Annotated in this window: 18 protein-coding genes and 1 pseudogene; 11 read left to right on the top strand and 8 right to left on the bottom strand. The window is 64.7% G+C overall.

What is annotated here, in order from left to right:
- Positions 1-17 precede the first annotated feature (17 nt).
- Genes DBV14_RS07365 through DBV14_RS07350 form a run of 4 tightly spaced genes read left to right on the top strand, consistent with a single transcriptional unit; the run spans position 18 to position 8,189 of the window.
- Positions 18-1,352, top strand: coding sequence for a hypothetical protein (locus DBV14_RS07365; protein WP_124458544.1), 1,335 nt, complete (start codon positions 18-20; stop codon positions 1,350-1,352).
- Positions 1,349-2,149 carry a hypothetical protein gene (locus DBV14_RS07360; RefSeq protein WP_124458543.1) on the top strand — a complete coding sequence of 267 codons (801 nt, stop codon included), beginning with the start codon at positions 1,349-1,351 and terminating at the stop codon, positions 2,147-2,149. Before DBV14_RS07365 ends, DBV14_RS07360 begins: the two co-directional genes overlap by 4 nt.
- On the top strand, positions 2,146-7,062 hold the full coding sequence (locus DBV14_RS07355; protein ID WP_124458542.1) for a hypothetical protein: 4,917 nt from the start codon (positions 2,146-2,148) through the stop codon (positions 7,060-7,062). The genes DBV14_RS07360 and DBV14_RS07355 overlap by 4 nt, the downstream gene beginning before the upstream one ends.
- Positions 7,059-8,189, top strand: a complete 1,131-nt coding sequence (locus DBV14_RS07350; RefSeq protein WP_148092432.1) for a hypothetical protein — start codon at positions 7,059-7,061, stop codon at positions 8,187-8,189. Before DBV14_RS07355 ends, DBV14_RS07350 begins: the two co-directional genes overlap by 4 nt.
- A 196-nt stretch (positions 8,190-8,385) precedes the next feature.
- Here DBV14_RS07350 and DBV14_RS07345 read toward each other — a convergent pair whose 3' ends face one another.
- Positions 8,386-8,691: a hypothetical protein gene (locus DBV14_RS07345; RefSeq protein ID WP_124458540.1), complete on the bottom strand. Its 306-nt coding sequence runs from the start codon at positions 8,689-8,691 to the stop codon at positions 8,386-8,388.
- A gap of 73 nt (positions 8,692-8,764) precedes the next feature.
- Between DBV14_RS07345 and DBV14_RS07340 the strand changes: the two genes are divergently transcribed.
- From DBV14_RS07340 to DBV14_RS33785, 3 genes are all read left to right on the top strand, one after another.
- Positions 8,765-9,652 carry a LysR family transcriptional regulator gene (locus DBV14_RS07340; protein ID WP_124458539.1) on the top strand — a complete coding sequence of 296 codons (888 nt, stop codon included), beginning with the start codon at positions 8,765-8,767 and terminating at the stop codon, positions 9,650-9,652.
- 119 nt (positions 9,653-9,771) lie between these two features.
- Positions 9,772-10,245, top strand: a complete 474-nt coding sequence (locus DBV14_RS07335; RefSeq protein ID WP_260396860.1) for a LysE/ArgO family amino acid transporter — start codon at positions 9,772-9,774, stop codon at positions 10,243-10,245.
- A 15-nt stretch (positions 10,246-10,260) separates the two neighbouring features.
- Positions 10,261-10,386: a hypothetical protein gene (locus tag DBV14_RS33785; protein ID WP_260396859.1), complete on the top strand. Its 126-nt coding sequence runs from the start codon at positions 10,261-10,263 to the stop codon at positions 10,384-10,386.
- A gap of 43 nt (positions 10,387-10,429) precedes the next feature.
- On the opposite strand, the gene DBV14_RS07330 is transcribed toward DBV14_RS33785, so the two are convergent.
- From DBV14_RS07330 to DBV14_RS07315, 4 genes are all read right to left on the bottom strand, one after another.
- Positions 10,430-11,428, bottom strand: coding sequence for a DUF3616 domain-containing protein (locus tag DBV14_RS07330; protein ID WP_124458538.1), 999 nt, complete (start codon positions 11,426-11,428; stop codon positions 10,430-10,432).
- Between the two features lie 97 nt (positions 11,429-11,525).
- Positions 11,526-12,860, bottom strand: coding sequence for an MFS family transporter (locus tag DBV14_RS07325; protein ID WP_124458537.1), 1,335 nt, complete (start codon positions 12,858-12,860; stop codon positions 11,526-11,528).
- A 151-nt stretch (positions 12,861-13,011) separates the two neighbouring features.
- Positions 13,012-13,626: a response regulator transcription factor gene (locus tag DBV14_RS07320; protein ID WP_124458536.1), complete on the bottom strand. Its 615-nt coding sequence runs from the start codon at positions 13,624-13,626 to the stop codon at positions 13,012-13,014.
- Positions 13,623-15,803, bottom strand: coding sequence for a PAS domain S-box protein (locus DBV14_RS07315; protein WP_124458535.1), 2,181 nt, complete (start codon positions 15,801-15,803; stop codon positions 13,623-13,625). Before DBV14_RS07315 ends, DBV14_RS07320 begins: the two co-directional genes overlap by 4 nt.
- A gap of 284 nt (positions 15,804-16,087) precedes the next feature.
- Between DBV14_RS07315 and DBV14_RS07310 the strand changes: the two genes are divergently transcribed.
- Positions 16,088-16,852, top strand: a complete 765-nt coding sequence (locus DBV14_RS07310) for an SDR family oxidoreductase (RefSeq protein ID WP_124458534.1) — start codon at positions 16,088-16,090, stop codon at positions 16,850-16,852.
- 74 nt (positions 16,853-16,926) lie between these two features.
- Here DBV14_RS07310 and DBV14_RS34200 read toward each other — a convergent pair.
- Positions 16,927-17,019: pseudogene (locus DBV14_RS34200) on the bottom strand (transposase domain-containing protein); the annotation flags it as partial.
- A 311-nt stretch (positions 17,020-17,330) separates the two neighbouring features.
- A complete protein-coding gene (locus DBV14_RS07305) occupies positions 17,331-17,849 on the bottom strand; it encodes a MerR family transcriptional regulator (RefSeq protein WP_124458533.1) in 519 nt (172 codons plus the stop codon).
- Positions 17,850-18,071: 222 nt separating this feature from the next.
- Between DBV14_RS07305 and DBV14_RS07300 the strand changes: the two genes are divergently transcribed.
- The 3 genes from DBV14_RS07300 to DBV14_RS07290 are packed head-to-tail and all read left to right on the top strand — an operon-like array spanning position 18,072 to position 20,596.
- On the top strand, positions 18,072-18,920 hold the full coding sequence (locus tag DBV14_RS07300) for an acetoacetate decarboxylase (ADC) (protein ID WP_124458532.1): 849 nt from the start codon (positions 18,072-18,074) through the stop codon (positions 18,918-18,920).
- Positions 18,921-18,957: 37 nt separating this feature from the next.
- Positions 18,958-19,896 (top strand): NAD-dependent epimerase/dehydratase family protein, encoded by a 939-nt coding sequence (locus DBV14_RS07295; protein ID WP_124458531.1) that lies wholly within the window; start codon positions 18,958-18,960, stop codon positions 19,894-19,896.
- Positions 19,897-19,912: 16 nt separating this feature from the next.
- Positions 19,913-20,596 (top strand): type 1 glutamine amidotransferase domain-containing protein, encoded by a 684-nt coding sequence (locus DBV14_RS07290; protein WP_124458569.1) that lies wholly within the window; start codon positions 19,913-19,915, stop codon positions 20,594-20,596.
- 99 nt (positions 20,597-20,695) lie between these two features.
- Here DBV14_RS07290 and DBV14_RS07285 read toward each other — a convergent pair whose 3' ends face one another.
- Positions 20,696-21,532, bottom strand: a complete 837-nt coding sequence (locus DBV14_RS07285) for an alpha/beta fold hydrolase (RefSeq protein WP_124458530.1) — start codon at positions 21,530-21,532, stop codon at positions 20,696-20,698.
- Positions 21,533-22,152: the final 620 nt, after the last annotated feature.

Raw genomic sequence — 22,152 nt, 5'->3', positions numbered from 1 at the left:
TAGATCTCGCGCCGCTGTTGAAGCTGTCCACCCGGTTGCTGGACCTGCACGATTCCCGGCGAGGCAGCGGCGAGTCACCGCAGTACCAGACAGAGGACCGCCCAGGTCTCGGCGACGGGCGCTACATCGCGCTGGCGCAGGCAGTGCTCGACGTACTGCAAAAGCTGGATGCTCGCACCGGCGACGAGTTTTCATCCTTGCAGGCCATCCAGCAAGGCGTGTGTGAACATGTCGACGGGGCAGAGGACATCGACATCGAGTACGTCCTGAATGTGCTCTCGCGCCCGTCGGAGCTGAAGTTGCTGCATTCGCCGCAGGAGGGCCCGGCCTACGTTATCGGCGACAAGGAAACCAACCTGGTGGAGAAGGCGGCCCACGTCGTGGAGTACCGGCTTTCCCGCCTGGGCAAGCTGGCACTGGTGATTGCATCGGACCACATGGACATCGCCTACATCGAGGGCGACGTCACGAAGCTGATCCGCGCCATCCAGGCTGCACGCCTGGGCCCGGCGCTGGGGTTCGTCGAGCGGTTGCTGCAGCAGTTGCGTAGCGAGCAGCTCAAGCTCGTGGCGCTGATCGAGAAAACCGCGGGTGGTCGGCGAGCCCGGCAAGAGACCCTTTCCCAGATGGAACTGCACCGCGAGACGATGCGGCGCACGGTGAATCTGGTGCAAGAGGCCAGCTTCGCCGTCGACGAAATCGTCCGCAAGGAAGTGGAGACCGCAGACGATGTGCCTGTCGGGTTGATCCGCGCCAAGGTCAAGGAGCTCGCCGGCGGAGTTGTGCGTTACGGCCGAGAGCTGACCCGGCTGGCGGAGTTGTCGATGGTCGGCAAGCCCTCGACGGTGCAAGCGCCTGACTTCGCGGGACTGGCGCGCCAGTGGGTGAAGACTCCGCCCGAGCCCTCGCAGGTCGCAAGGGTGTTGGAGATGCTGGGCCCGGGCCGTGCCCCCCGGTTGGCCCCAATGGGCTCGGACTTCGCGGGAATCGTCAAGGCACGGTCCGCCGAGGAAGCGCAGGCTGAGGGCCTGCAACTCGAGGGCTTCGACATCCCCGCCGAGGACCAGTTCACCGACTGGCTGCAGAAGAACCTCTCATACCTCGAAAGCCAGCTGCACAAGGGCGTGACCCTGGGCGAGGCGCTGCGCGCGGGTCTGGGCCATGACGGCGACGCCCACACGCTCAACAGCCTCGTGACGGCGCTGACCGCGGCCGAAGACTGGGTCAAGGCGCCGGTTGAGGGCGAGCTCGCGCGGGAGCTGGAGCGCTTCGATTTGCCGGGCCTGCAGGTGATGTTCTCCAGCTTGAAATTGCAGATGGCGAGCGACGATGCCGCCGGAAAGGACCGATGACACCGTACGACATGGGGCGCATCAGCGCATTCCTCATCGCGCACCGCAAGCTGGAGGATCGCGCCGACAAGCGAGGCATGCGGCGCGACGAGAAGGACCTTGCCGCGATTCTGAGGGAGGCGTCGGTCGACGAGTTGCGCGACCTCGAGGACTTGATGAGTGGTCAGGGCTTCGTCTTCGTGCAGTTGGGCAGCTTCGACGTGGAGGGCATCGGTCCGGGCTCGCGCGTGTACCTGGCCGCTCGCCGCGCCGACATGCCCTCCTGCCTTGTGGACAGCAGCCATGTGGTCGAACGCATGGGCCTGGGCCAGCGCCCGAATGCCGCGAAGATCTGGTTCACGCAGATCTGGTTACTGCACCTGGACCTTATCTATACCCAGCTCGATCGCAGCCCCCTGGAGCGGGGCCGGTGGATCAATGCGTCCTTTACGAGGGAGATGCTGCAGGACGCCCTGAGCACGCACATCAACGACCATGTGCGCAAACTCAACGCTGTCGAGCTTACCAACAGCGAGGTGTACGAGGTCCTGTGCGCGGAAAAAGGAGCGGATGTCTCGCGCTACGTCAGGCGCTTCTTGGAGATCATGTGCGAGGGCGGGCTGCTTGAAGAACGCGCGGAGGGTGCCTTCCGGCAGACTCTTCTGTCCGCGGTCGAGATGAAGGAGAACTTCGACCGGTCGTTGGCGCCGCTCATGCTGGCGCGAGAGCAATCCGGCCAAAGCCCGAGCATGGCGCAGCTTGCTGGCCCCTTGCTTACCGCCGCGCAGGAAATCGCATCGGATGGAGGGGAACAATGAGCCTGATCTCGCGCGTGGAAGTGTCGAACTACCTCACCGAGGGCATCAACATGCATCGGCGCTCGGCGGACTGGAAGCCGATGCTCACGGGCATCACCCTGCGCATGGACGGCGGCAAGTCGGCGCTGGTGAACATCACCAATGGCGGAGGCAAGACCTCGCTGGTGGAGATCCTGTTGTACCTGCTCAGCCGGGACGCCAGGCTTCTCAAGAAGATTCGCGAAAAAGTCGCCCCCAGGAACCGGGGATACACCCATGCGCGCATCGAATTCAGGACTCCCCCCGAGGACACCTACTCGGCCCCTAGTCTTCTGGAGGTCGACCCGCTGAACCTTCCCGGCGAAACGCATGTGGTGGGCGTGGCGCTCAACGACGACATCAACGACCCGCCGATCTTCTACTCGTACAGCGGGACGCTGGAAGACTCGCCGTGCTACATCTACGACGGCAAGAGCATCACGCCCGTGGCGGACGGCCAGTTCGTGGCCGCAACCAAGGCCCTGCGCGGATGCAAGTGGAACCGGTTTGCCAACCGCATGGATTGGGAAGACCATATCCGCCTGTTCCTGCCGGTAGAGGTGATCCGCCGCAACGTGGTGTACCAGCTCAAGGGCTCGGACGATCAGAACGCCAGCTTTTTCGATTTCAAGCCCAGGGGCGGAGAGTCCTATGACAGCGCCTTCTTCCGAGCGGTGGTCGCGCCCGACCTCGTGAGCAACCTGCTGAGCTCCTTCGCCGAGGAGGACGAGTCGGCGGTGGAGGACACGCTGCTCAAGAGCCTGACGCAGATCGTGCGGGCCGACAAGGAAATCCTGATCAAGGAGACCCGGCTGGCGGTGCGAGAAAAAGGCATCGACGACCTGCAGCCCATCCTTGCTGCCGGCAGGCACGCGCAACAGCAGCAGCGCCAGCGCGATGCCCTGCTCAGGGAACTGCGCAGCGACATCGCCTTCCTGCGGCACTTCGGGTTGCAAGACACCCGTCATACCCTGCCAGGCCTGCCCCGCAGCCTGCCTCGGATGGGCGAACAGGATCCACGCATCCTGACCGCGCTCAAGGGCATGGTCATCAGCCGCGACGAGGGGATTCTGTTGTTGGACAAGGCACTGAGCGATCTGAGTGCAGTGGAGGTCCGCATCCTCTCAGAGGTGGCCGATCGGAAGCAGATTCCCTCGTTCTCGGTAAGAACGCAAGTCATTGATTTTGCTTGCGATTTCGAAAATCTAACCAGCGGAAGCATCAAGGGCGGGCACTATCGCAAGGGGTATCCGAAGGACTCGGCACTTCGATTGCCCGAGTTTTTGGTGAGCAGGGCTGGGGCCCGGACAGCGGGCCTAAAGGAAGTTTTGATCCAAGCCTTCACCATCGCGCAAGCGCAGATCGACACCAACCCTGCTTCACGTCAGGTACGCACGCTGGAAACCGCGAGACTGCGGCTGCTGGGCGAAGCCAGACAAGGGGAAGAGGCGAAATCCAAACTGGCGGGCGAAGTGGAGCAGCTCAAGCTGCAGGTCAAAGATCGCGCAGACAACCAGGGCGCCTGGGAAGACTTCGTGAAGATCGCATCGCAGCTCCCCGAAGCTGTGCGCACCGATCCCGAGGGGGCCAGAGCCTGGCTGAACGAACAGCTCGATGCGCTTCACGGGGAAGCGACCAGTCGAAACACGCGCCGTGGCGAGTTGAACTCCGTCTGGGCTGACCATGTGGCCGTGCTCGAATTCCACGGCCTGGAAGGCCTGCAGGGAGCCCGGGATCGTTTCGAGGCTCTACAGGCAAGGCACGAGCACATTCAGTCGGAGGCCAAGCGCATCGTGCCGGCGCTTGGACAAGCAAGCAAGACAGCCAGCACACTGCAGCGGGCCGTCCAACCTTTGGTGGACAAGTCCAATGCCGCGCAGCGCAAGCTGGACGCCTTCGAGCGGCTCGCTGCCGGGGTGCAGCGTTTCGCAACGGTGTTCGGTGCGGTAGATCCGGCCGGGGTCGATCCAGCGCGCGACCTAGTTCTGGCGGACAAGGCGGTGGCGAGATCGCAGGCGGCCTTCAAGGGCTTGATCGATGAGCAGGACATTCTGCGGCGGCTCAAATCCCAGTGCGCCAACCTGGAAACCCTCTTCGACACGAACGTGGATCCCCTGACGTACGACCCGGTCAAGCGGCACGCAGATACATCCGACGAACTGTCGACGGTGCGCCAGGAGCTGGTGGCGTTGCTGCCGCAAAAGGAAGCGATCGACCTGTTCGAGGACAGATTCCCTCAGGTAATGCCCCAGGCCTGGATTGACGATGCCGAAGGCAGACGTGCCGACCTGGAGCATGAGTTGCAGCAGCAGTTGGCACTGCGGACGAATCTCGCAAAGGAGCACGAGGCCATCGAGCAGATGCGCTCGGTGGAGGACGGCAGCTTCGCGGCGGCGTGGTCGATTCTTGGCGGGGAATCCCTGAAGGCCCAGCGTCTGCATCAGGCGCTGATGGCCGCCGGCTTGCCGCAGCAGGCTTGCAACGACGCCATGAGCGCCATGTCGGGCATGCTTTCCGCGCCGGTGTTCGACACCATCGACGAACTGAAGATCGCGGCGGACCTGCTGGAGGCCGGCTCGGCATCCGTCCCGCTGATTCTCAAGGACGAACTGTTCAGGGCTCTGTCCAAAGGGGTCACGAGCAATGAACAGGTCCGGATGCTGGGCTTTATCGGTGGGCCCACTTCCCGCCGCGTACGCATCCTGCTCGATGCCCAATTCGCCCGAGCCGAACTGCAGCGGGTGGCGCAGGAGTTGCTCGCCTGCCAGGGCGCCATCGCGCAGACCCGGGTGGCCTTGTCGGAAGTTGTCCCCGACAGCGAGGACTACAAGCTGGCGCTCAGCGCCAAGGCCGCGTTGGCAGCCGGCGCGGGACAGCGATACGAGGCGCGCACGAAGGAGGCCGAACAACTCGCAGCGCAGGTGACGCGTTTGAAGGCGCAGATTCAGCCCCAGTCGCTGGAAGTGCTGCGTGCAGCCAGGGAGTTCTTGCAGCGTGGCGGCCGGCCCCGGCTCGACGAGCTCGGCGAACAGATCTCCGGGAAGGAAGCGGAGCTCAAGCGGACCACCGAGGCGCAAACGATCGCGAAGGAGCGTGCGTCGCATGAGAACCTGAAGGCGCGCGATGACGCGATGGAACACCGCAGGCTGGGCGGCGACAGCACCCGCCTTCAAGCTCAGCGCGACCACGAGCAGGCGTGCGAGGCGGTCAAGATAGCGCAGGCCCAGGTCGAAGAGGCGCAGGCTGCGCTCGAAGAACTGACCAGGCAGCAGCAGCAGCTCCAGGAGGTTCAGGGCGAGCATGACCAGGATGGCGGAGAGCAGGCCCGAGTCCGCTACGAGCGTGTGCTTGAGTTCGCGCAGAACACCACGGACCTGCAGTTCATGCAGAACTTCGAGGCGCAAAGCAAGGAGATCACGCGAGCTACTGATCGCCTGGCGACGGCGCTCAGGGTCAATTTCGTGCGGGCGGCAGCGTTCCGCGCCCATCATGGCAAGAGCGACCAAGGCCTGCTCGATGAGATCGGGAAAAAAGAACAAGCCGCGCAAGAGCTCGATGTCAGCATCGCAAGCGCGCGACAGGAGGCGCAGCGCATCGCCGACGCAGACATCCCCAGCTGGCTGCGACTGGCAAGGTCGATCCACGAACTGGCGTACGAGGTGGGCAGCAGAGTCGCACGCACCAAGGAAGCAGCGGCACACGCTCAGGACCTGGAAGAGGGGGCGGCGGTGCCAGAGGTGCATGCCAGCTACCGGGAGGCCATGGCCGTGCTGGCAACCCTGTCCAATCCCTCCTTGCAGTCGCACGGGGCCGTGGTGGAGCGAGTCGACGCTCTGGCGCAGACCATCCAGGCGATGAACCTGCAAGAGGACCTCAAACGGCACAAGGAGGTTTCGAACAGTCTGCTGGCGGCGCAGCACCAGTACAGGAATCTGAACACCTCTTTCTGCGAGACCGCACGGCTGGCCATCGAGTCGCGCGACGCGCCGTTCAACTCGCTGGAGATCGAGGAGATATCCAGGGCAACGCCCGACAGCATCGAGGGGTTGGGAACGCTCTTCGAGCAGCTGCAAGCCAGCCTGACGAAGGAGCGTGACGAGGCCCAGCAAGCCAAGAACATCGCCAGCCAGACGGCGCAAGACACCCTATCGCAGCTGGCGGGCTTGATCGAAAGCGCGACAGACAACCTGAAAACCTTGAACAAGGTCATGGCCGGCTATCCGCACGGCCGATTCTTTTTCGAGACCCAGGTCACGGGGAAGGCGGGCGTGCAGAACATCCTCGACGAACTAAAGGAGGATGTGGAGAAGGCCCTGCGAGAGCAGGATGGCCGATCGCGGGGCATGCGCCGCGGTAGCGACACGCAGCTGAAGGCGATGCTGCGGGACAAGCTCATCGAATGCGTCTTCACCAGCACCGAGGTGCAGTTCGTCAATGGCGGCATCTGGGGCGGTCGGAAGAGCCACGTTTCGGAAAAGCTCTCCACGGGGCAGAAGATCGCACTGGAGTTTATGTGGATCGTGCGCCAAGCCGAATACGAGATCGAACGCGGCCTGCTGGAGATGACGAGCAAACAGGCGGCCAGGTCGCGGGCCAAGGCCAACCGGGTGATCCTGATCGACGGGATCTTCAGCACGCTGTCCGATCGCCGCATCATCAAGGAAGCCCTCAACGGACTGCGTGACCTGGGTGGCAATTTTCAGATCATCGGGTTCCTGCATTCGCCGACCTGGAACAACGATTTCACGGTATTCCCGGTCTACCACGTCGGCAAGAAGCTGGTGAATCGCGAGGGCGACGGTCTGGTGTCCTTCCGTGAGCGCGGGCGGGAACCCGGCACGGTCGGCTTCCTGAGTGCGATCACGCAGCCCCTGTCGAGCGAAAGTGTCACGTGAGCGAAGCGTTCCTGCAGGAGGAAACTACACAAGTGCTTTCCACGCTACGCCGGATGGCTGGGGAAAGCGGGAGGCTACGCACGTCATCCGCTATCGCGAAGCTGTGCGCCAGGCTGGGTCTACCCCGCGTGAGCATCAATGAGGCGCTTCGGGAGCTGTATCGCTGTGGATTGGTGACCTACCAACCTGACGCACAGCAACTACCCGTATCGGGATTCCTTGGAGTCCAAGCGGCCGCCGTGGTGCTTGCGTCGCACGAGATCGCGTGGCAACAAGCGCTAGAGGCCGCTCAAATGGAGCCGGGTGCCGCCGCGATCCTTGCGCAGCTGGCGCCGGCGCTCGCGGACCTTGGAGCTTCGGATATGCTGGTGCTGGCCCGCGCCCTGGAGGCACTTCGAGGCAAGCCCGCTGAGGCCACTGACGATGCGGGCTTCAACGTGAGCGCTCGTCACCTGATGGGAAGCTCCAAAGTGCTGTCCAGGCTCTCCCGCCCAATGCTCGACGCGCTGGACCTCCCCTTGCGTCTTCATGCACCGTCGCCTAGGTACATCCTCTGTGCAGGCCCTTCAGAGCCTGCCGCCACGCTGCTAATCGAAAACCCCCGCGCCTTCGAAAACGCAATCCGCAGCGGTCTGAGCGTTACGGTGGCTATTGTGTGCACCTTCGGGTTCGGGTTGTCGTACTTGGGGAGCGAGCTGTGGGCGGATGATGGGGTCTCGCAGCATGATCGCCCGATCCTGATCGTGCGCGACGGCACGCCGCCGCCGTTGCGTCAGCTTCTGGCGGCCGAGAAGGTGTTCCTGTGGGCGGATCTGGATCTGGCCGCCATGAATATATTTCGCTCGCTCAAAGGGGCCATTCCGCAGTTGCGCATGAGCGCGATCTACGAGGAGATGGTGCCGATGCTTTTGGATCCTGCGCGGTCGCATCCGTATGCTGTGCTGTTCGACAAGAGCGGCCAGCTCTCGCGGTACCCGGACGACAGCGCCGCGCCGTCGCGTTTCGACGACGAGGACCTGGCAATGCTTCAAGCCGCGTGCTCTGCTCGTGCAGGGGACCAGGAGGCCGTCGGAGAAAGCAGCATCCTACGATTGGGAACGCAGCCGTTGGGCGAGGGCCGAATGTAAAAACACCCCGATGTAAGGGGTTTCGACGCACCCGTAGTCCACGACACTGTTCCCTCCGGCCGCTAGGCCTCTAGGCTTGGCAAGATCGCACAGTCCACGAGATTGTTTTTTCGAACGAGGACGCTGTCCTTTTTGAATCAACAACTTACGTCAGGTGGAGGCCACGAGTTTGTTCCCCTTGGGCATTTGCCTTGCGTCACTTCGCGCGCGCCAACGCGCGGTCGCATCCGGCCTTCAGATGGAACAGCGCGCCCGTCAGGCTCAGCGATGGCGTGCGCGCGCGCAGCGCAGCTACCGCCGCCTGGATGTCCGCCTCGAAGCGCGCGATGAATTCCGGCGAATCGTTCTCGGGCGGGCCTGCCATGTAGGCGCAGTGTTCGGGGTGCCGGTAGAAGGCGCTCACGGCGGGTGGGGCGGCCGGCGTGGAGGCAGGAGAAGCGTCCGCGAGCGCGGCGAACGACAGGAGGGAGGCGGTGGTTGCGATGGCCAGTTTCAAGAGCATGCAACGATGCTAGGCGCGCACCATTATTTAGACTATGGCATGCGCTCAATAGGCTTGAGCAGGAATCTGAATAATGGATCTCAAACTGCTGGGCATCTTCGACGAGGTCTACAAGACGCGCAGCGTCTCGCGGGCCGGCGAGCACCTGGGCATTGCGCAGTCGTCGATCAGCATTGCGCTGGCGCGGCTGCGGCGGCACTTTGGCGACCCGCTCTTCGTTCGCACGTCGGATGGCATGCAGCCGACGCCGCACGCCACGTCGTTGATCGGTCCGATCCGGCAGGCGCTGGAATTGCTGCGCACGGTGACGCGGCAACAGGCGGTGTTCGACGCGGCAAAGGCCGAGCGCACCTTTCGCGTGTGCATGACAGGCATCACCCACCTCGTGCTGCTGCCCGACCTCATGAACCGCCTGAGCGAGGTCGCGCCTTCGATCCGCGTCGAAGTGACGCACATCTCGAACCGCACGCCCAAGATGCTGGAATCGGGAGACGCGGACCTGGCCGTGGGCTTCATGCCCGAGCTGGAGGCGGGCTTCTATCAACAGAAGTTGTTCGACCAGCGCTTCAGGTGCGTGGTGCGCAAGGACCATCCGCGTGTGCACGCACGGCTGACGCCGGGCATGTTCAAGCGGGAGCACCACGCGGTGGTGTCGGCGGTGGGCGCGGGCAACGAGCTGGTCGAACGCGAACTGGAGCGGCTCGGCGTGCAGCGCAACATCAGCCTGCACCTGCCCGATTTCCTGGGCATCGGTGCGCTGGTGGCACAGACGGACCTGATGATCACCGTGCCCGCGCGCGTGGCCGAGACGCTGGTGCGCATCGCCGAAGTGAAAGCGTTCGAGCCGCCGTTCAAGCTGCCGGGTTTTGCCATCAAGCAGCATTGGCACGAGCGGTATCAGCACGACCCTTCGAACAGGTGGCTGAGGTCGGTCATTTCCGATCTTTTCCTGGAGCGCTGAGGCAGGCACGCAGACAGGCAGGCAGGCAGGCGACGGGATGGTGCCGGTCACGAACGGCCTTTATGATTTCTGCCAACTCCTAATTCCCGGTTCAGCTTGAGAGGTTGTCGGCATGTCCCATGACCAACCTCTCCGCATGGCTGCAAGGCTTTCTTCTCGGGCTCGGCATGTTCATCTGCCCCGGCCCGAAAGACGTGCTCATTCTTCGTGAAGCACTGGCAGGGCGCTCGCCGCTCGCGCTGGTCGGGATCGGCGTGGGCAGCGACATCGTGCTGATCGCACTCGGCATCCTTGGGCTCTCGGCGGCGCTGCAGCAGGCACCGGCATTGCAGCAGGCCGCGCAGTGGCTGGGCATCGGGCTGCTGGTGCTGCATGGCCTGCTGGCCGCGTGGAATGCGGCACGCGGGGCGCATCGCGCCGGAACGTCCTTGTCGCCCGATGGCAAGGGCTTGCGTTCGCTGATGTTCGTGTCTCTCTTCAACCCCGCCGCGTGGCTCGACACCGTGTTGGTCATCGGCGCTGTCGGCGTGACCTTGCCCGAAGGCTTTCGCCTGAGCTACGCCACGGGTGCCGTGTGCGCATCGCTCGCCTGATTCTGTGCGTGGGTGATGGGCGCACGCCGCGCGCGCGGGTGGATGGGTGCGGCGCACACGTGGCGCCTGCTCGATGCAGGCATTGCGCTGGCCATGCTGGGAATGGCCGCGTGGATGGCGGTGGGGATGCGCGGCCCCTGAGTTCCCGAACCGAAGCCGGGCAGCCGAAGGTTGCGACCAGGCCTCAGTCGAGGTACATCCCGCGGAAGCCCTTCTTCTCGACCGGCACCTTCTTTTTCTTGCACGCGTGCTTGCCCACGGCAACGCCGCCGTCGTCGCTGAGCACGTACCAGCGGCCGGTTGTGTTCATCCTGAAAAGCGCTTCGGGGTTGATGTCGCCGAACTTGTTCTGCGGCACCAGCACAGGCTGCGTACCAGCGCCGGCCCACTTGTAGAGCTCGAAGCTCAGGGCCTTCGGGTCTTCCTTGCGGTCGCCGTGCGGGCCGCCGACGATCCGGTAGTCGGTGCCGCCCCATTCCAGGCTGCGGATGCCGCGCTGGCCGAGGTCGAGGCGGATCACTTCGCCGAACACCGGGTCGGCACCGGTGTCCAGCACCGCGGCGGGGTTGCGCAGGGGCAAGACAAGGGCCTTGCCTTCAGGGCGGGGATTGCGGAAACCGATCAGCAACTGGCCGTCCGGCGTGGCCGCCAGCCCCTCGATGTTCAAGCCCTTCTCCGATTCCGGGGCGAGCTTCGACGCGCTTTCGAACAGCTGCGCAAGCTTGGGATCGGCGAGCGCTTTCTCCAGCAGCTTCGTGTAGGGCGGTGTCTTGAGGGCTTGCACGGTGGGCACCGGCCCGCTGTCCACGACGGTCGTCGCGAAGAAGCGGCGCCGGGTGGGTTGGGGCTCGCCCTTGCCGTTGGCGCCGTGGGAGGTGATCCAGTAGATGCGGTCGCCGATGCGGGCGGCGCCCTCGATGTCGAGTTCTTCAGCTTCGCCCTTGCTGTCGATGGCGCCAAGGTAGGCCCCGAGATCGACCTCGCCCACGGCCGCGGGGGAGCCCGCGCGGTAGACGAACAGCACGTGCCGCTCGTCGTCGCCCACGACGAAATGGTCGCGGCCTATGCCGACTGCCGCCGAGGCATCGCAGATGCCGGTGTAGCGTGTGGTCTGCGCCTGCACCGCCGACGAGGCCGCGCAGGAAAGCAGCAGGGCGGCAATGAGAGTTCGCGTGGCTTGCATGGCGGTCCGTCCTTTTCCGTGGGGTCGTGCAGGCCCGATTTGACCTGAAGCCGAACCCACTCGGCGCGCCCGCCGCCTCCGCCGTGCTCTCTGCGTCTTACTTGTCGCTGTGCAGGTAAGTCGCCTGCTTCGGCAGCAGCAGGCTCACCAGGAACGCCACGGCCATCATTGCCGTCACGTACCAGTAGAAGTACGACTCGTGCCCGATCGACTTTAGGCCCAGCGCCACATATTCCGCGCTGCCGCCGAAGATGGCATTGCCCACCGCATACGACAGCCCCACGCCCAGAGCGCGGATCTCGGGCGGGAACATCTCGGCCTTCACGATGCCGCTGATCGAGGTGTAGAAGCTCACCACGGCCAGTGCCAGGGTGATCAGGATGCCGGCCATCAGCGGGCTGCTCACGCTCTGCAGGCTGGTGAGCACGGGCACGGTCATCAGCACGCCGAGCGCGCCGAACAGCAGCATGTTGCTGCGCCGGCCGATGCGGTCCGACAGCGCGCCGAACAGCGGCTGCATGCACATGTAGATGAACAGGCAGGCCGTCATGACGTTGCTGGCGGTCTTGATCGACATGCCGGCCGAGTTCACCAGGTACTTCTGCATGTACGTGGTGAAGGTATAGAAGATGAGCGAGCCGCCAGCCGTGTAGCCCAGCACCACGAAGAAAGCGCGCTTGTGGTTCTTGAACAGCTCGGCCATGGTGCCGGCGCCCTTGGCGGCCAGGGTCTTGGTGCTGGCGGTTTCCGTCAGCGTGCGGCGCAGCATCAGCGCCACGACGGCGGCCACGGCGCCCAGCACGAAGGGAATGCGCCAGCCCCAGCTGCGCAGCTCGCCGTCGTCCAGGAACTGCTGCAGCAGCACCACCACGACCACGGCCAGCAGCTGGCCGCCGATCAGCGTGACGTACTGGAACGACGAGAAGAAGCCGCGCTGTCCGCGCATGGCCACTTCGCTCATGTAGGTGGCGGTGGTGCCGTACTCGCCGCCGACCGACAGGCCCTGCAGCAGCCGCGCGGCCAGCAGCAGCGCCGGCGCGGCGGCACCGATCTGCGCGTAGGTGGGCAGGCAGGCGATGACCAGCGAGCCGACGCACATCATGACCACCGAGGTCACCATCGAAGTCTTGCGGCCCTTGCGGTCGGCCAGCCGGCCGAACAGCCAACCGCCGATGGGGCGCATCAGGAAGCCGGCCGCGAACACGCCGGCGGTGTTCAGCAGCTGAACGGTGGGGTCCGACTTGGGAAAGAACGCCGGCGCGAAATAGATGGCGCAGAAGGCGTAGACGTAGAAGTCGAACCACTCCACCAGGTTGCCGGACGAAGCGGCAAAGATCGCGAAGATGCGCTTGCGCTTTTCTTCGAAGGTGTAGGGGGTGGAGTCGGCCGGGCTGGAGGCGCCGGCGGTGACTGTCGTGGCGTTGGCGGTCATGGGGGAAGGGGTCCTTGTCTCCGGCCGCGACCCGCCGCGGGGCCGCCTGAAGCCGTGGCCACGAGTCTGTCGGGCCGCCGCCCGGCCGTCGTCCGTAACCGCCCGCCGACCGGCTACGTACCTGTACGCAAGGGTAAATACCTAGAAAGGCTTACAAGGCGTGTTCGCGCAGGAAGCGGTCCAGCTCGTGGCTGTTCGACAGCCCCAGCTTGGCGAACACGTGGGCGCGGTGGGTTTCCACGGTGCGCAGCTCCAGCGGCGCGAGCTCGAGCGCAATGCGCTTGTTGGGCAGGCCCTCGGCCACCAGCCGGGCCACCTGCATCTCGCGCGGGGTCAGCTTGGCCCAAAGCGCCTGCGCGGCCTGGCGGGCCTGCCGGCGCACGGCAATTTCGCCGGCCTGCCGCAGGGCGCGGGCGATGCTGTCGAGCAGGCGCTCGTCGTTGCAGGGCTTTTCGAGCCAGCCGAAGGCGCCGTTCTGCACCGCCTCCACCGCCATCGGAATGTCGCCGTGGCCCGAGAGAAACAGCACGACCAGCGGGCTGTCTTGCGCGCGCAGCGCATCGAACACCTGCAGCCCGCTCATGCCGCTCATGCGCAGGTCCAGGATGGCGCAGCCCGCGCGCTGCAGGTCGGCGCCGGCCAGGAAATCTTCGCCCGAGGCGAAGGTCTGCACCGCATAGCCGCGCGACAGCAGCAGCAGGCCGAGCGAGCGGCGCACAGCCTCGTCGTCGTCCACGATGCACAGGTTGTTGGCAGGCGCATTCATGGCGGTGAAATCTCCAGTTCCAGGGTAAAGACCGTGCCGCCGCCGGCCCGGTCGGCAAAAGACAGGCGGCCGCGGTGGGCCTCCACGATGGTGCGGCAGATGTTCAGCCCCAGCCCCAGGCCGCCGGCCTTGGTCGTGAAGAAGGGCGCGAACACCTGCTCGGCCAGCGCGGCATCGATGCCCGGCCCATGGTCGGCCACGCGGATGTGCATGCGGCCATCGCGCACTTCGGCCTCGACCTCGACCACCCGTTGTTCCTGCGGCGTCGCCTGCATGGCCTGCAGGCTGTTCGACAGCAGGTTCAGCAGCACCTGCTCCAGCAGCACGCGGTCGCCGCGCACGGCAGGCAGCGCGGGCGGAATGCGCACCTCGGCGCGGGCTTGCCGCAGCCGCATTTCGCCCTGCAGCAGCGCCAGCGCATTCGTTACCAGCGCGGCCACCGCGCAGTCTTCGGTGCCCACCGTGCGCTGACGCACGAAGCCGCGGATGCGCCGCACGATCTCGGCACTGCGCTGCGCCTGCGCCACGGTTTCGTCGAGGCTGCTGACCAGCAACGACTGGTTGCCCTGCTCCGCAAAAGCCTTGGCCGCGCTGGCGAAATTGCTCAACGCCATCAACGGCTGGTTCAGTTCGTGCGCCAGCGTCGAGGCCATCTCGCCCAGGCTGGCCAGCCGTTGCGCGTGCTGCAACTGCTCGTCGTTCTGGCGCTGGCGAAGCTCGGCGCGCTTCTGCTCGGTGATGTCCACCACCGAGCTCATCCACCCGCTGTGGCGCCCGTCGGCATCGATCAGCCGCGCCGTGTAGACCATGGTGATGACCTCATGCCCGTCGCGGTGCCGCACATTCGATTCGAAGCCCGACAGCGCCGATTGCCCGCTCATCATGGTTTCGTACTCGCGCCAGTGCTGCGCGGTGTCGTCGGGGTGCCAGTACGGGTAGGGCGGCTGGCGGCCCAGCAGTTCGTCGGCGCTGTAGCCCGTCATTTCGCAGAAGGCCGGGTTGACGTAGATGATGCGGCCTTCCAGGTCGCGTGCGCGCATGCCGACCAGCAGCGAGTCTTCCATCGCCTTGCGAAAGGCGTGGGCTTCATCGAGCGCGTGGGTGCGCTCGCGCACCCGCAGCTCCAGGTCGCGCCGCGCATCGCGCTGCTCGGCAAAGCGGCGCTCGCGCAGTTGCCAGTACAGGCCGCCCAGCAGCAGCACGCCGGCGAACAGCAGGCCCAGCATCCAGGTGCGTTCACGCGCCTGCGTGACTTCCGAGTGGTCGGCCATCACCGTCAGCGTCCAGCCCAGGTCGGGCAATGCTTCGTCTACCGCCAGGAAGCGGCGCGGCTTGCCGTCGATGTCGGTGCGCACCAGGTAGCCCGCTTGCCCGTCGAGTTGCGCCACCTTCCAGGGCAGCAGCGGAAAGCGCGTGCGGCTGCCGTATTGCTGGTGGCGCTGCACCCAGCCCAGCTCAGTCTCGGAGAGGGAGCGATTGGCCTCGTACATCCACCCCGGCACTGAACTGAGGAACACGATGCCGCGCGCGTCGGTCAGCAGGATCGGGTCGCGCACGAAGGCCCAGGTCGCCTGCAGCTGGCGCAGGCTGACCTTGACCGTCACCACCCCCAGCACCGCGCCGCTGTCCGCGCGCACCGGCGCCGAGATGAACAGCCCCGGCTCGCCGGTCGTCTGGCCCACGCCGTAGAACATGCCGCTGCGGCCCGCCCGCGCGTCGATGAAGTACGGCCGGTTGGCATACGACTGCCCGACGAAGCTGTGCGACGTGGCCCAGTTGCTCGCAGCCAGCGTCAGGCCCTGCAGGTCGCTCACGTACAGGTCGTCGGAGCCCGCCAGGCGGTTCACTTCTTCGATGTAGCGGTTGGCGCGCTGCCGGGTGGCCGGGTCTTGCGGGTGGGCCAGCACGGCCAGCACCTCGGGGTGCATGCCGGCGGTGAAGGGCAGGTAGCTGTACTTGCCCGCCGCGTCGCGCAGGCCGAGCACGTGGACTTCCATGGCGCGACGGATCGAGTCGGCCTGGAAGCTTGCTTCGCGGGTGGCGGACCATTGGGCGGCGATGGCGATGAGGAGGAGTGCGGCTGCGACTGCCGCCGCCCAGGCGTAGAGCGTGCGCCGGCCGGGGCGGGGCCTGGCGACGGGAGGTTCGGGCGGGGTGATGGGCAAGAGAGGCGGCATGGGGGAGCGGGGCCGACCGGCGCGGCGATTGGAATTTTGCCTTGGTCGCGGCAGCGCCCTTGTTGGGGGCGGATGCGGCGTAGCAAACAGGGCGGGGCCGCGCTTGCTGTGTGGTGCCAACGAGGCAGGCGCCCAGCCGCTTCACCTTGACTGACGACCTAAAGCGGAGCCAGCCATTCGTCGTGCGAATTCAATCGAAATCGGATGTCCACAAACGACCAGACACGAAATGCCCCAGCGAACATGCTGCGCGCTCACCAACTCAATATGTGGGCTAGAGAAATATGGATGTGCTTGCAAAGAAGGTCGCGATCGTGACTGGCGCCAGCTCAGGAATCGGGCGCGCCACGGCGCGGCTCTTCGCGCGCGAGGGCGCGGCAGTGGTCGTTGCCGGTCGCCGCAGGGCCGAACTGGAAAGCCTCGTGGAAGAGATCACCGGCAAGGGCGGGAGAGCCGTTTGCGTCGCGGGCGACGTACGGGAGGAAGAACATGCGCATGCTCTCGTTCAGACGGCCATCGACCGTTTCGGCGGCTTGGACATCGCGTTCAACAACGCGGGGACGCTCGGCGAAATGGGCCCTACATCAGCCATATCGGCGGCAGGCTGGAGCGACACCATCGCCACCAATCTCACCAGCGCATTTTTTGGGGCGAAGCATCAGATACCGGCGATGCTGGCTCGTGGTGCCGGAAGCATCATCTTCACCTCGACCTTCGTTGGCTACACCGTCGGATTTCCGGGTGTCGCGGCCTACGCCGCCAGCAAGGCCGGGCTGATCGGATTGACCCAATCGCTAGCCGCCGAATTGGGCCCGAGGGCGATTCGCGTCAATGCGATTCTTCCCGGCGGCGTCGATACGCCAATGGGCCGGGAGATGAGCGACTCGCCTGAAGCGATGGCGCATGTGGCCGGGCTGCATGCGCTCAAGCGCATTGCTACGCCGGAAGAGTTGGCGAAGTCGGCTCTCTATATGGCGTCTGATGCTGCGTCGTTCATGACTGGTGCGGCGCTGCTTGTTGATGGAGGGGTGTCGATCAATCGCACTTGATAACGGGGTCGTCAATCCGTTGGACCAAATTGACGGTCGAGCATGAAGTCGGCCGTCCGTTGTGTAGATTGGCGTATGGGGTGCCGGTCGTGGGGATGCAACTCATCAATGGGACTGGCCCTGTGTGTGGGCAGGCGCTGCAGTACGTTCTTGAGGTACGCATGGGGTGGTGGCTGGTGTCGATGGAATGGAGTAGGGCTTGTCGCAGGCTGCCCAGCGCAAGTCAATCTGGATGGCAGCTTCAGACTGAATGCTGTCGGTCGCAGAAGTTGCCGTGAACGACAGCTAACAACAGCAGCCGACTTTGGGCAATGCTGGAATCATTGCTGTGGAACGCCTCTGGACCTTGGTTGGTGCGCCATTGAAAATTGGTTATTGATCTCCATGGAATCCTGACCCGGCATTTCCGCCGAATACCGAGAGCATCTGGGACCGCTGGTAGAAATCAGCCCAAGTTTCTATTCGCATCTCCCTCGGGTCAGGGTCGGCGAAATCCAACAGATAGTCGGCGCTTGGCGCTGGCGATTGGCCCGCGACCGGCCTCGTCTACCGCAGTTGCGTCGGTGCTTGACGAAGGATGGGACGCCGGCGCTACAGTTTCTCGAAGTTGGTTCAGCACCCAATTGGGCCGGTCCGCGCAGGCCATTTCTTCGGGCCGTTTCTTCATGCTCTCGATGGCCACGATCAGCTGCGCCTTGTTATGCGCCAGCCGCTGTTGCAACAGCTCGATCTCGGCAACCTTGCGCTGCAGGCTTTCCAACAGGGCGTCGTGCTGCCACGTCGCCTGGGAGTCAGGCAGAAGGCTCCGAATTTCGTCGAGCGAGAAGCCCGCACTCTGGGCACTGGCAATGATTTCCAGCATCCAGAGCGCCTCCGGCCCGTACTGGCGGTAGCCGTTTTCCCTGCGCTCGACTGTGCTGAGCAGGCCGCTCTTCTCGTAGAAGCGGATGCGTGAAGCTGCCAGACCGGTGCGCTTGGCCAGTTCGCCGATCTTCATCTGGACATCCAAGAAGTGTCGCTTGACATTGAACTTAACTTTAACCTTAGAGTTCTGGCATTGTCAATCTGTCGGGTGAATTCCATGAATGCCAGAACTCTTGCAGCGTCGGTCGGTGTGGCCATCAGCCTGTTCACGGGGGCCTCCTGGGCCGCCGGCGCTGTGTCCACAGATCAGCCGGAAAGTACGACCATCGATATCGCCGGACATCCGGTCCCGGTGATGAAAGGCGGACTGTATGACCGCTATCGCTCGAATCCACCGCTGTCGGTCGTCGAGGCAGAGGCGCCGGATGTCGACATGAGCTGGTTCAAGCAGCTCCAGAAGGAACGGGTGGACATCGGCTTCGAGTCCTATTCGCCGAACTTCTATTACAAGAACAGCCGCGTGACCGCCATCTTCACGGCGGACCTGGACCAGCTCAAGTCGCTGATGCCGGCCGAGGTGCTGGCGCAGGTCCAGCCACTGCAGGTCTGGCCTGGCCGAGGTCTGGTCGCGCTCACGGCCTACAGCTACCGCTACTGCGACAACGACAGCTACAACGAGATCGGCCTGTCCGTCGTCACCAGCAAGCCGGGCTCCTCCAGCTTCGGCCCTTTCACGCTGCTCGGCCAGTCGGTGTCCAACGACTTCTGGGGCTACGTTCTCAAGCTGCCCGTGAACACGGAACTGGCCCGCGTACGCGGCGTGGTGGGCTACAACCTGCCCAAGTGGCTGACGGACATCCGCTACGAGGAGACCGGCAACTCGGTTGTCGTCGAAATCTTCGATGCGCAAACCAGGCAATTGGACGTCACCCTTGAAACCCGCAAGCTCGATGAGCTGTCCGGCAAGGAGTCCATGGTCAGGAACAGCTTCACCAACATCGACCAGAAGGGGCGGCTCACGACCGGCTACGCCGTCTCGCGCCAACTCAGCCATGCCAGCAGCACCAGCGCAGACTCGGTGAGGCTCGGGCTGACCGAAGGCAGCCTGTCGACCTACATCAAGGCGCTGAAGCTCGGCAAGCTGGTGAAGTACGAGTACGTGCCGGAGTTCCAGAGCGCGCTCTACTCGCCCAAGCCGTTGTGACCCGCTGGCCGTCTTCCCGTTGAGCAGAGGAGCCAACATGCAAACCATCCTGGGTGCCACCGGCCAGATCGCCGTGGAACTCGCACGCGAACTGCAGCGCACGACCGCGGGAGACCTGCGTCTCGTGAGCCGCAGTCCGCGAAAGGTCAACGACACCGACATCCTTACGCCCGCGGACCTGCTCGATGCCGGGCAGGCAGCCGAGGCGGTAAAAGGCAGCAGCATCGTCTATTTCACAGCTGGCCTGCCGCCCGACACCGTGCTGTGGGAGACACAGTTCCCGTTGATGCTGCGCAACGCGCTGGCCGCCACCCGCGCCGCAGGTGCCAAGTTCGTCTACTTCGACAACACCTACATGTATCCGCAGGACGACCGCGTGCTGACCGAGGACGCGCCCTTCGCACCGGTCGGCCGCAAGGGGCGGGTGCGCGCCGAGATGGCCTCCATGGTGCTGCAGGAGATGGCGCGGGGCGACATTCCGGTTCTCATCGGCCGGGCACCCGAGTTCTACGGTCCGGGCAAGACGCAGAGCATCACCAACACGCTGATCATCGACAAGCTCAAGGCCGGCGAGGCGCCACGAGTGCCGGTGCGCGACGACACGCGCCGCACGCTGATCTGGACACCCGACGCCAGCCGCGCGCTGGCGGCCCTGGGCAATGCGCCTGATGCGTTCGGGCAGACCTGGCACCTGCCCTGCGATGACGATCGCCTCACCTACCGGCAGTTCGTTGCACTGGCGGCGGAGGTCTTCGGCACGCCTGCCGCGTACAAGGTGCTCGGCAGGTGGACGCTGACAGCCGCGGGCCTGGTCTCCACCCAGGTGCGCGAATTGCGCGAACTGCTGCCGCGGTACGAGCGCGACAATCTCTTCGACTCCACGAAGTTCAAGCGCCGGTTTCCCGAGTTCGAAGTGACGACGTATCAACGCGGGCTGGAGTCGATCCGCAACGAGTCCCGCCGCCAAGCTGCCTGAAAGAAAGGTGCCATCGATGACCCGCCGCATCCTGCTCGTCGTGACCAACGTGGCTCATTTCGACGACCCAGCCGAGCCTACGGGCCTGTGGCTGTCGGAGCTCACGCACGCCTACGACATCTTTGCCGCGCAAGGCTATGAGCAGCGGCTCGTCAGCGTCAAGGGTGGCCTGTCGCCGCTGGAGCCGCGTTCCCTCAAGTGGCCCAACCTCGATGTGTCTGCCAAGCGCTGGCTGGCGGACCCGGCCTTCATGGCGCTGCTGTCCAACACCGCCCGGCCCGACGAGATCGACCCCAAGGACTTCGATGCGATCTACTTCACCGGCGGCCATGCGGTGATGTACGACTTCCCCGACGACGAGGAGCTGCAACGCCTCACGCGCGACATCTACGAGCGCGGCGGTGTCGTCGCGTCGGTGTGTCATGGGTACTGCGGGCTGCTGAACACCAGGCTGTCCGACGGCTCGCTGCTGGTCGCCGGGCGCAGGCTCACGGGCTTTTCGTGGACTGAGGAAGTCCTCGCCGGGGTCGCGAAGCAGGTGCCCTACAACGCCGAGGAGGAGATGAAGCGGCGCGGTGCGAGGTTCGAGAAAGCCCTGTTGCCGTTCGTCCCCAAGGCAGTCGTGGACGGCCGACTGGTGACTGGCCAGAACCCGCAGTCGGCCAAGGTGACGGCCGAAAGGGTCGTGGCGCTGCTCTGAGCCGCTTCGAGGTTTGCGGCGCGCACTGAAGCGGGTGCGCACGGGCGCTCGCATAACCTCGCGAACGCCCGCGATGCCGGATTCAGGTTGAAGCGAGGCTCATGCGCGGATGAAAGCCAGCAGGTCGGCGTTGATGACCTCCGCGTTCACCGTGCACATGCCGTGCGAGAACCCGGGATAGATCTTGAGTTCGCTGTTCTTGATCAGCTTGGCTTGCAGCAGCGCGCCGGTCTTGTAGGGAACGACCTGGTCGTCGTCGCCCGCCATGACGAGCGTCGGCACCTCGATGGCCTTCAGGTCTTCCGTCTGGTCGGTCTCCGAGAACGCCTTGATGCCCTCGTAGTGGGCCTTGGTGCTGCCCATCATGCCCTGGCGCCACCAGTTGTCGATGACCCCCTGCGAGACCTTGGCACCCGGGCGATTGAACCCGTAGAACGGGCCCGCTGGAACGTCGATGAAGAACTGAGCCCGATTGGCCGCCAGCGCAGCGCGAAAGCCATCGAACACTTCGACCGGCGTGCCGTCGGGGTTGCTGCCCGTTTTCACCATCAACGGCGGCACCGCGCTGATCAGCACGGCCTTGGCGACGCGCTTCTGCGGTTGTCCGTGCTTCGCGACGTAGCGCGCGACCTGACCGCCGCCGGTGGAGTGGCCGATATGGACCGAGTTCTTCAGATCCAGATGCTCCACGACGGCGGACGCATCGGCTGCGTAATGATCCATGTCATGCCCTTCGCTCACCTGCGTCGACCGGCCGTGGCCGCGGCGGTCGTGCGCAATGACCCGAAATCCTTTGGAGACAAAGAACAGCAATTGCGCGTCCCAATCGTCCGCACTGAGGGGCCAGCCGTGATGGAACACCAGGGGCTGCGCATCTTTCGGCCCCCAATCCTTGTAGAAGATCTCGACTCCGTCCTTGGTCGTCACGTACGTCATGGTCTTGGCTCCTTGCGTTGCAGAAGATTGAGAGGGTGTTTCGACTTGGTCAGGTGATAGCGGAGGGTCTGTGGACACCCGCGATGATTGCCAAGTCGCCCGCAAAGATAAGCCTGAAGTGGACTTGAATGTCAACGCGATTCCACATTAGATGAGATTGGGCCTGACCTGCCCGATTTCTCCGAGACACTGATCGTCACATGTACGCAGCGCTCTGCAGTCGCCCGAGCAGCTGAGACACCATGGTCTGGCCTCCTGCCGCACCCGCCCATCGTGGTATGCGTGCTTCAGACTGATCTCGGCCACTCGCGTCTAAAAGCCGAACGGCAGGGATGCCCCCGAGATCCGCCCTCCGGGTTCTCTGGGGCGGATGTATCGCAGGCGTCGTGGCCGTGGGCGGACTGGTGCTACGCGCAGCGCACGCGAACTCTGCGGTCTCGGCCAGAGGTTGCGCCCGCTGACGCGACTAGCCGGTTATCTTCTGGGCCGCAGCACATCGCTGCTGGCGGAAGATTTGCAACCGCTGCCCGAGAGCCTCTTCAGTGTCTACGCTCTGGCTTTGCCGCACGGTCAGCGCCATTAGCAGGCGCCCCACGGCGCCGAAGTCTGCCAGTTGCGCG

The sequence above is a fragment of the Variovorax sp. KBW07 genome (genome assembly GCF_003852515.1).
Classification (GTDB): domain Bacteria; phylum Pseudomonadota; class Gammaproteobacteria; order Burkholderiales; family Burkholderiaceae_C; genus Variovorax.
Note: the sequence above shows the minus strand (reverse complement) of the source record. Positions and strands in the feature narration are given on the sequence as shown.

Coding starts and splice junctions, on each gene's coding strand:
- DBV14_RS07360 (WP_124458543.1), top strand. CDS start 1,349: ATGACACCGTACGACATGGGGCGCATCAGCGCATTCCTCATCGCGCAC.
- DBV14_RS07355 (WP_124458542.1), top strand. CDS start 2,146: ATGAGCCTGATCTCGCGCGTGGAAGTGTCGAACTACCTCACCGAGGGC.
- DBV14_RS07345 (WP_124458540.1), bottom strand. CDS start 8,691: ATGCTCTTGAAACTGGCCATCGCAACCACCGCCTCCCTCCTGTCGTTC.
- DBV14_RS07340 (WP_124458539.1), top strand. CDS start 8,765: ATGGATCTCAAACTGCTGGGCATCTTCGACGAGGTCTACAAGACGCGC.
- DBV14_RS07335 (WP_260396860.1), top strand. CDS start 9,772: ATGACCAACCTCTCCGCATGGCTGCAAGGCTTTCTTCTCGGGCTCGGC.
- DBV14_RS33785 (WP_260396859.1), top strand. CDS start 10,261: ATGGGCGCACGCCGCGCGCGCGGGTGGATGGGTGCGGCGCACACGTGG.
- DBV14_RS07330 (WP_124458538.1), bottom strand. CDS start 11,428: ATGCAAGCCACGCGAACTCTCATTGCCGCCCTGCTGCTTTCCTGCGCG.
- DBV14_RS07325 (WP_124458537.1), bottom strand. CDS start 12,860: ATGACCGCCAACGCCACGACAGTCACCGCCGGCGCCTCCAGCCCGGCC.
- DBV14_RS07320 (WP_124458536.1), bottom strand. CDS start 13,626: ATGAATGCGCCTGCCAACAACCTGTGCATCGTGGACGACGACGAGGCT.
- DBV14_RS07315 (WP_124458535.1), bottom strand. CDS start 15,803: ATGCCGCCTCTCTTGCCCATCACCCCGCCCGAACCTCCCGTCGCCAGG.
- DBV14_RS07310 (WP_124458534.1), top strand. CDS start 16,088: ATGGATGTGCTTGCAAAGAAGGTCGCGATCGTGACTGGCGCCAGCTCA.
- DBV14_RS07305 (WP_124458533.1), bottom strand. CDS start 17,849: ATGAAGATCGGCGAACTGGCCAAGCGCACCGGTCTGGCAGCTTCACGC.
- DBV14_RS07300 (WP_124458532.1), top strand. CDS start 18,072: ATGAAAGGCGGACTGTATGACCGCTATCGCTCGAATCCACCGCTGTCG.
- DBV14_RS07295 (WP_124458531.1), top strand. CDS start 18,958: ATGCAAACCATCCTGGGTGCCACCGGCCAGATCGCCGTGGAACTCGCA.
- DBV14_RS07290 (WP_124458569.1), top strand. CDS start 19,913: ATGACCCGCCGCATCCTGCTCGTCGTGACCAACGTGGCTCATTTCGAC.
- DBV14_RS07285 (WP_124458530.1), bottom strand. CDS start 21,532: ATGACGTACGTGACGACCAAGGACGGAGTCGAGATCTTCTACAAGGAT.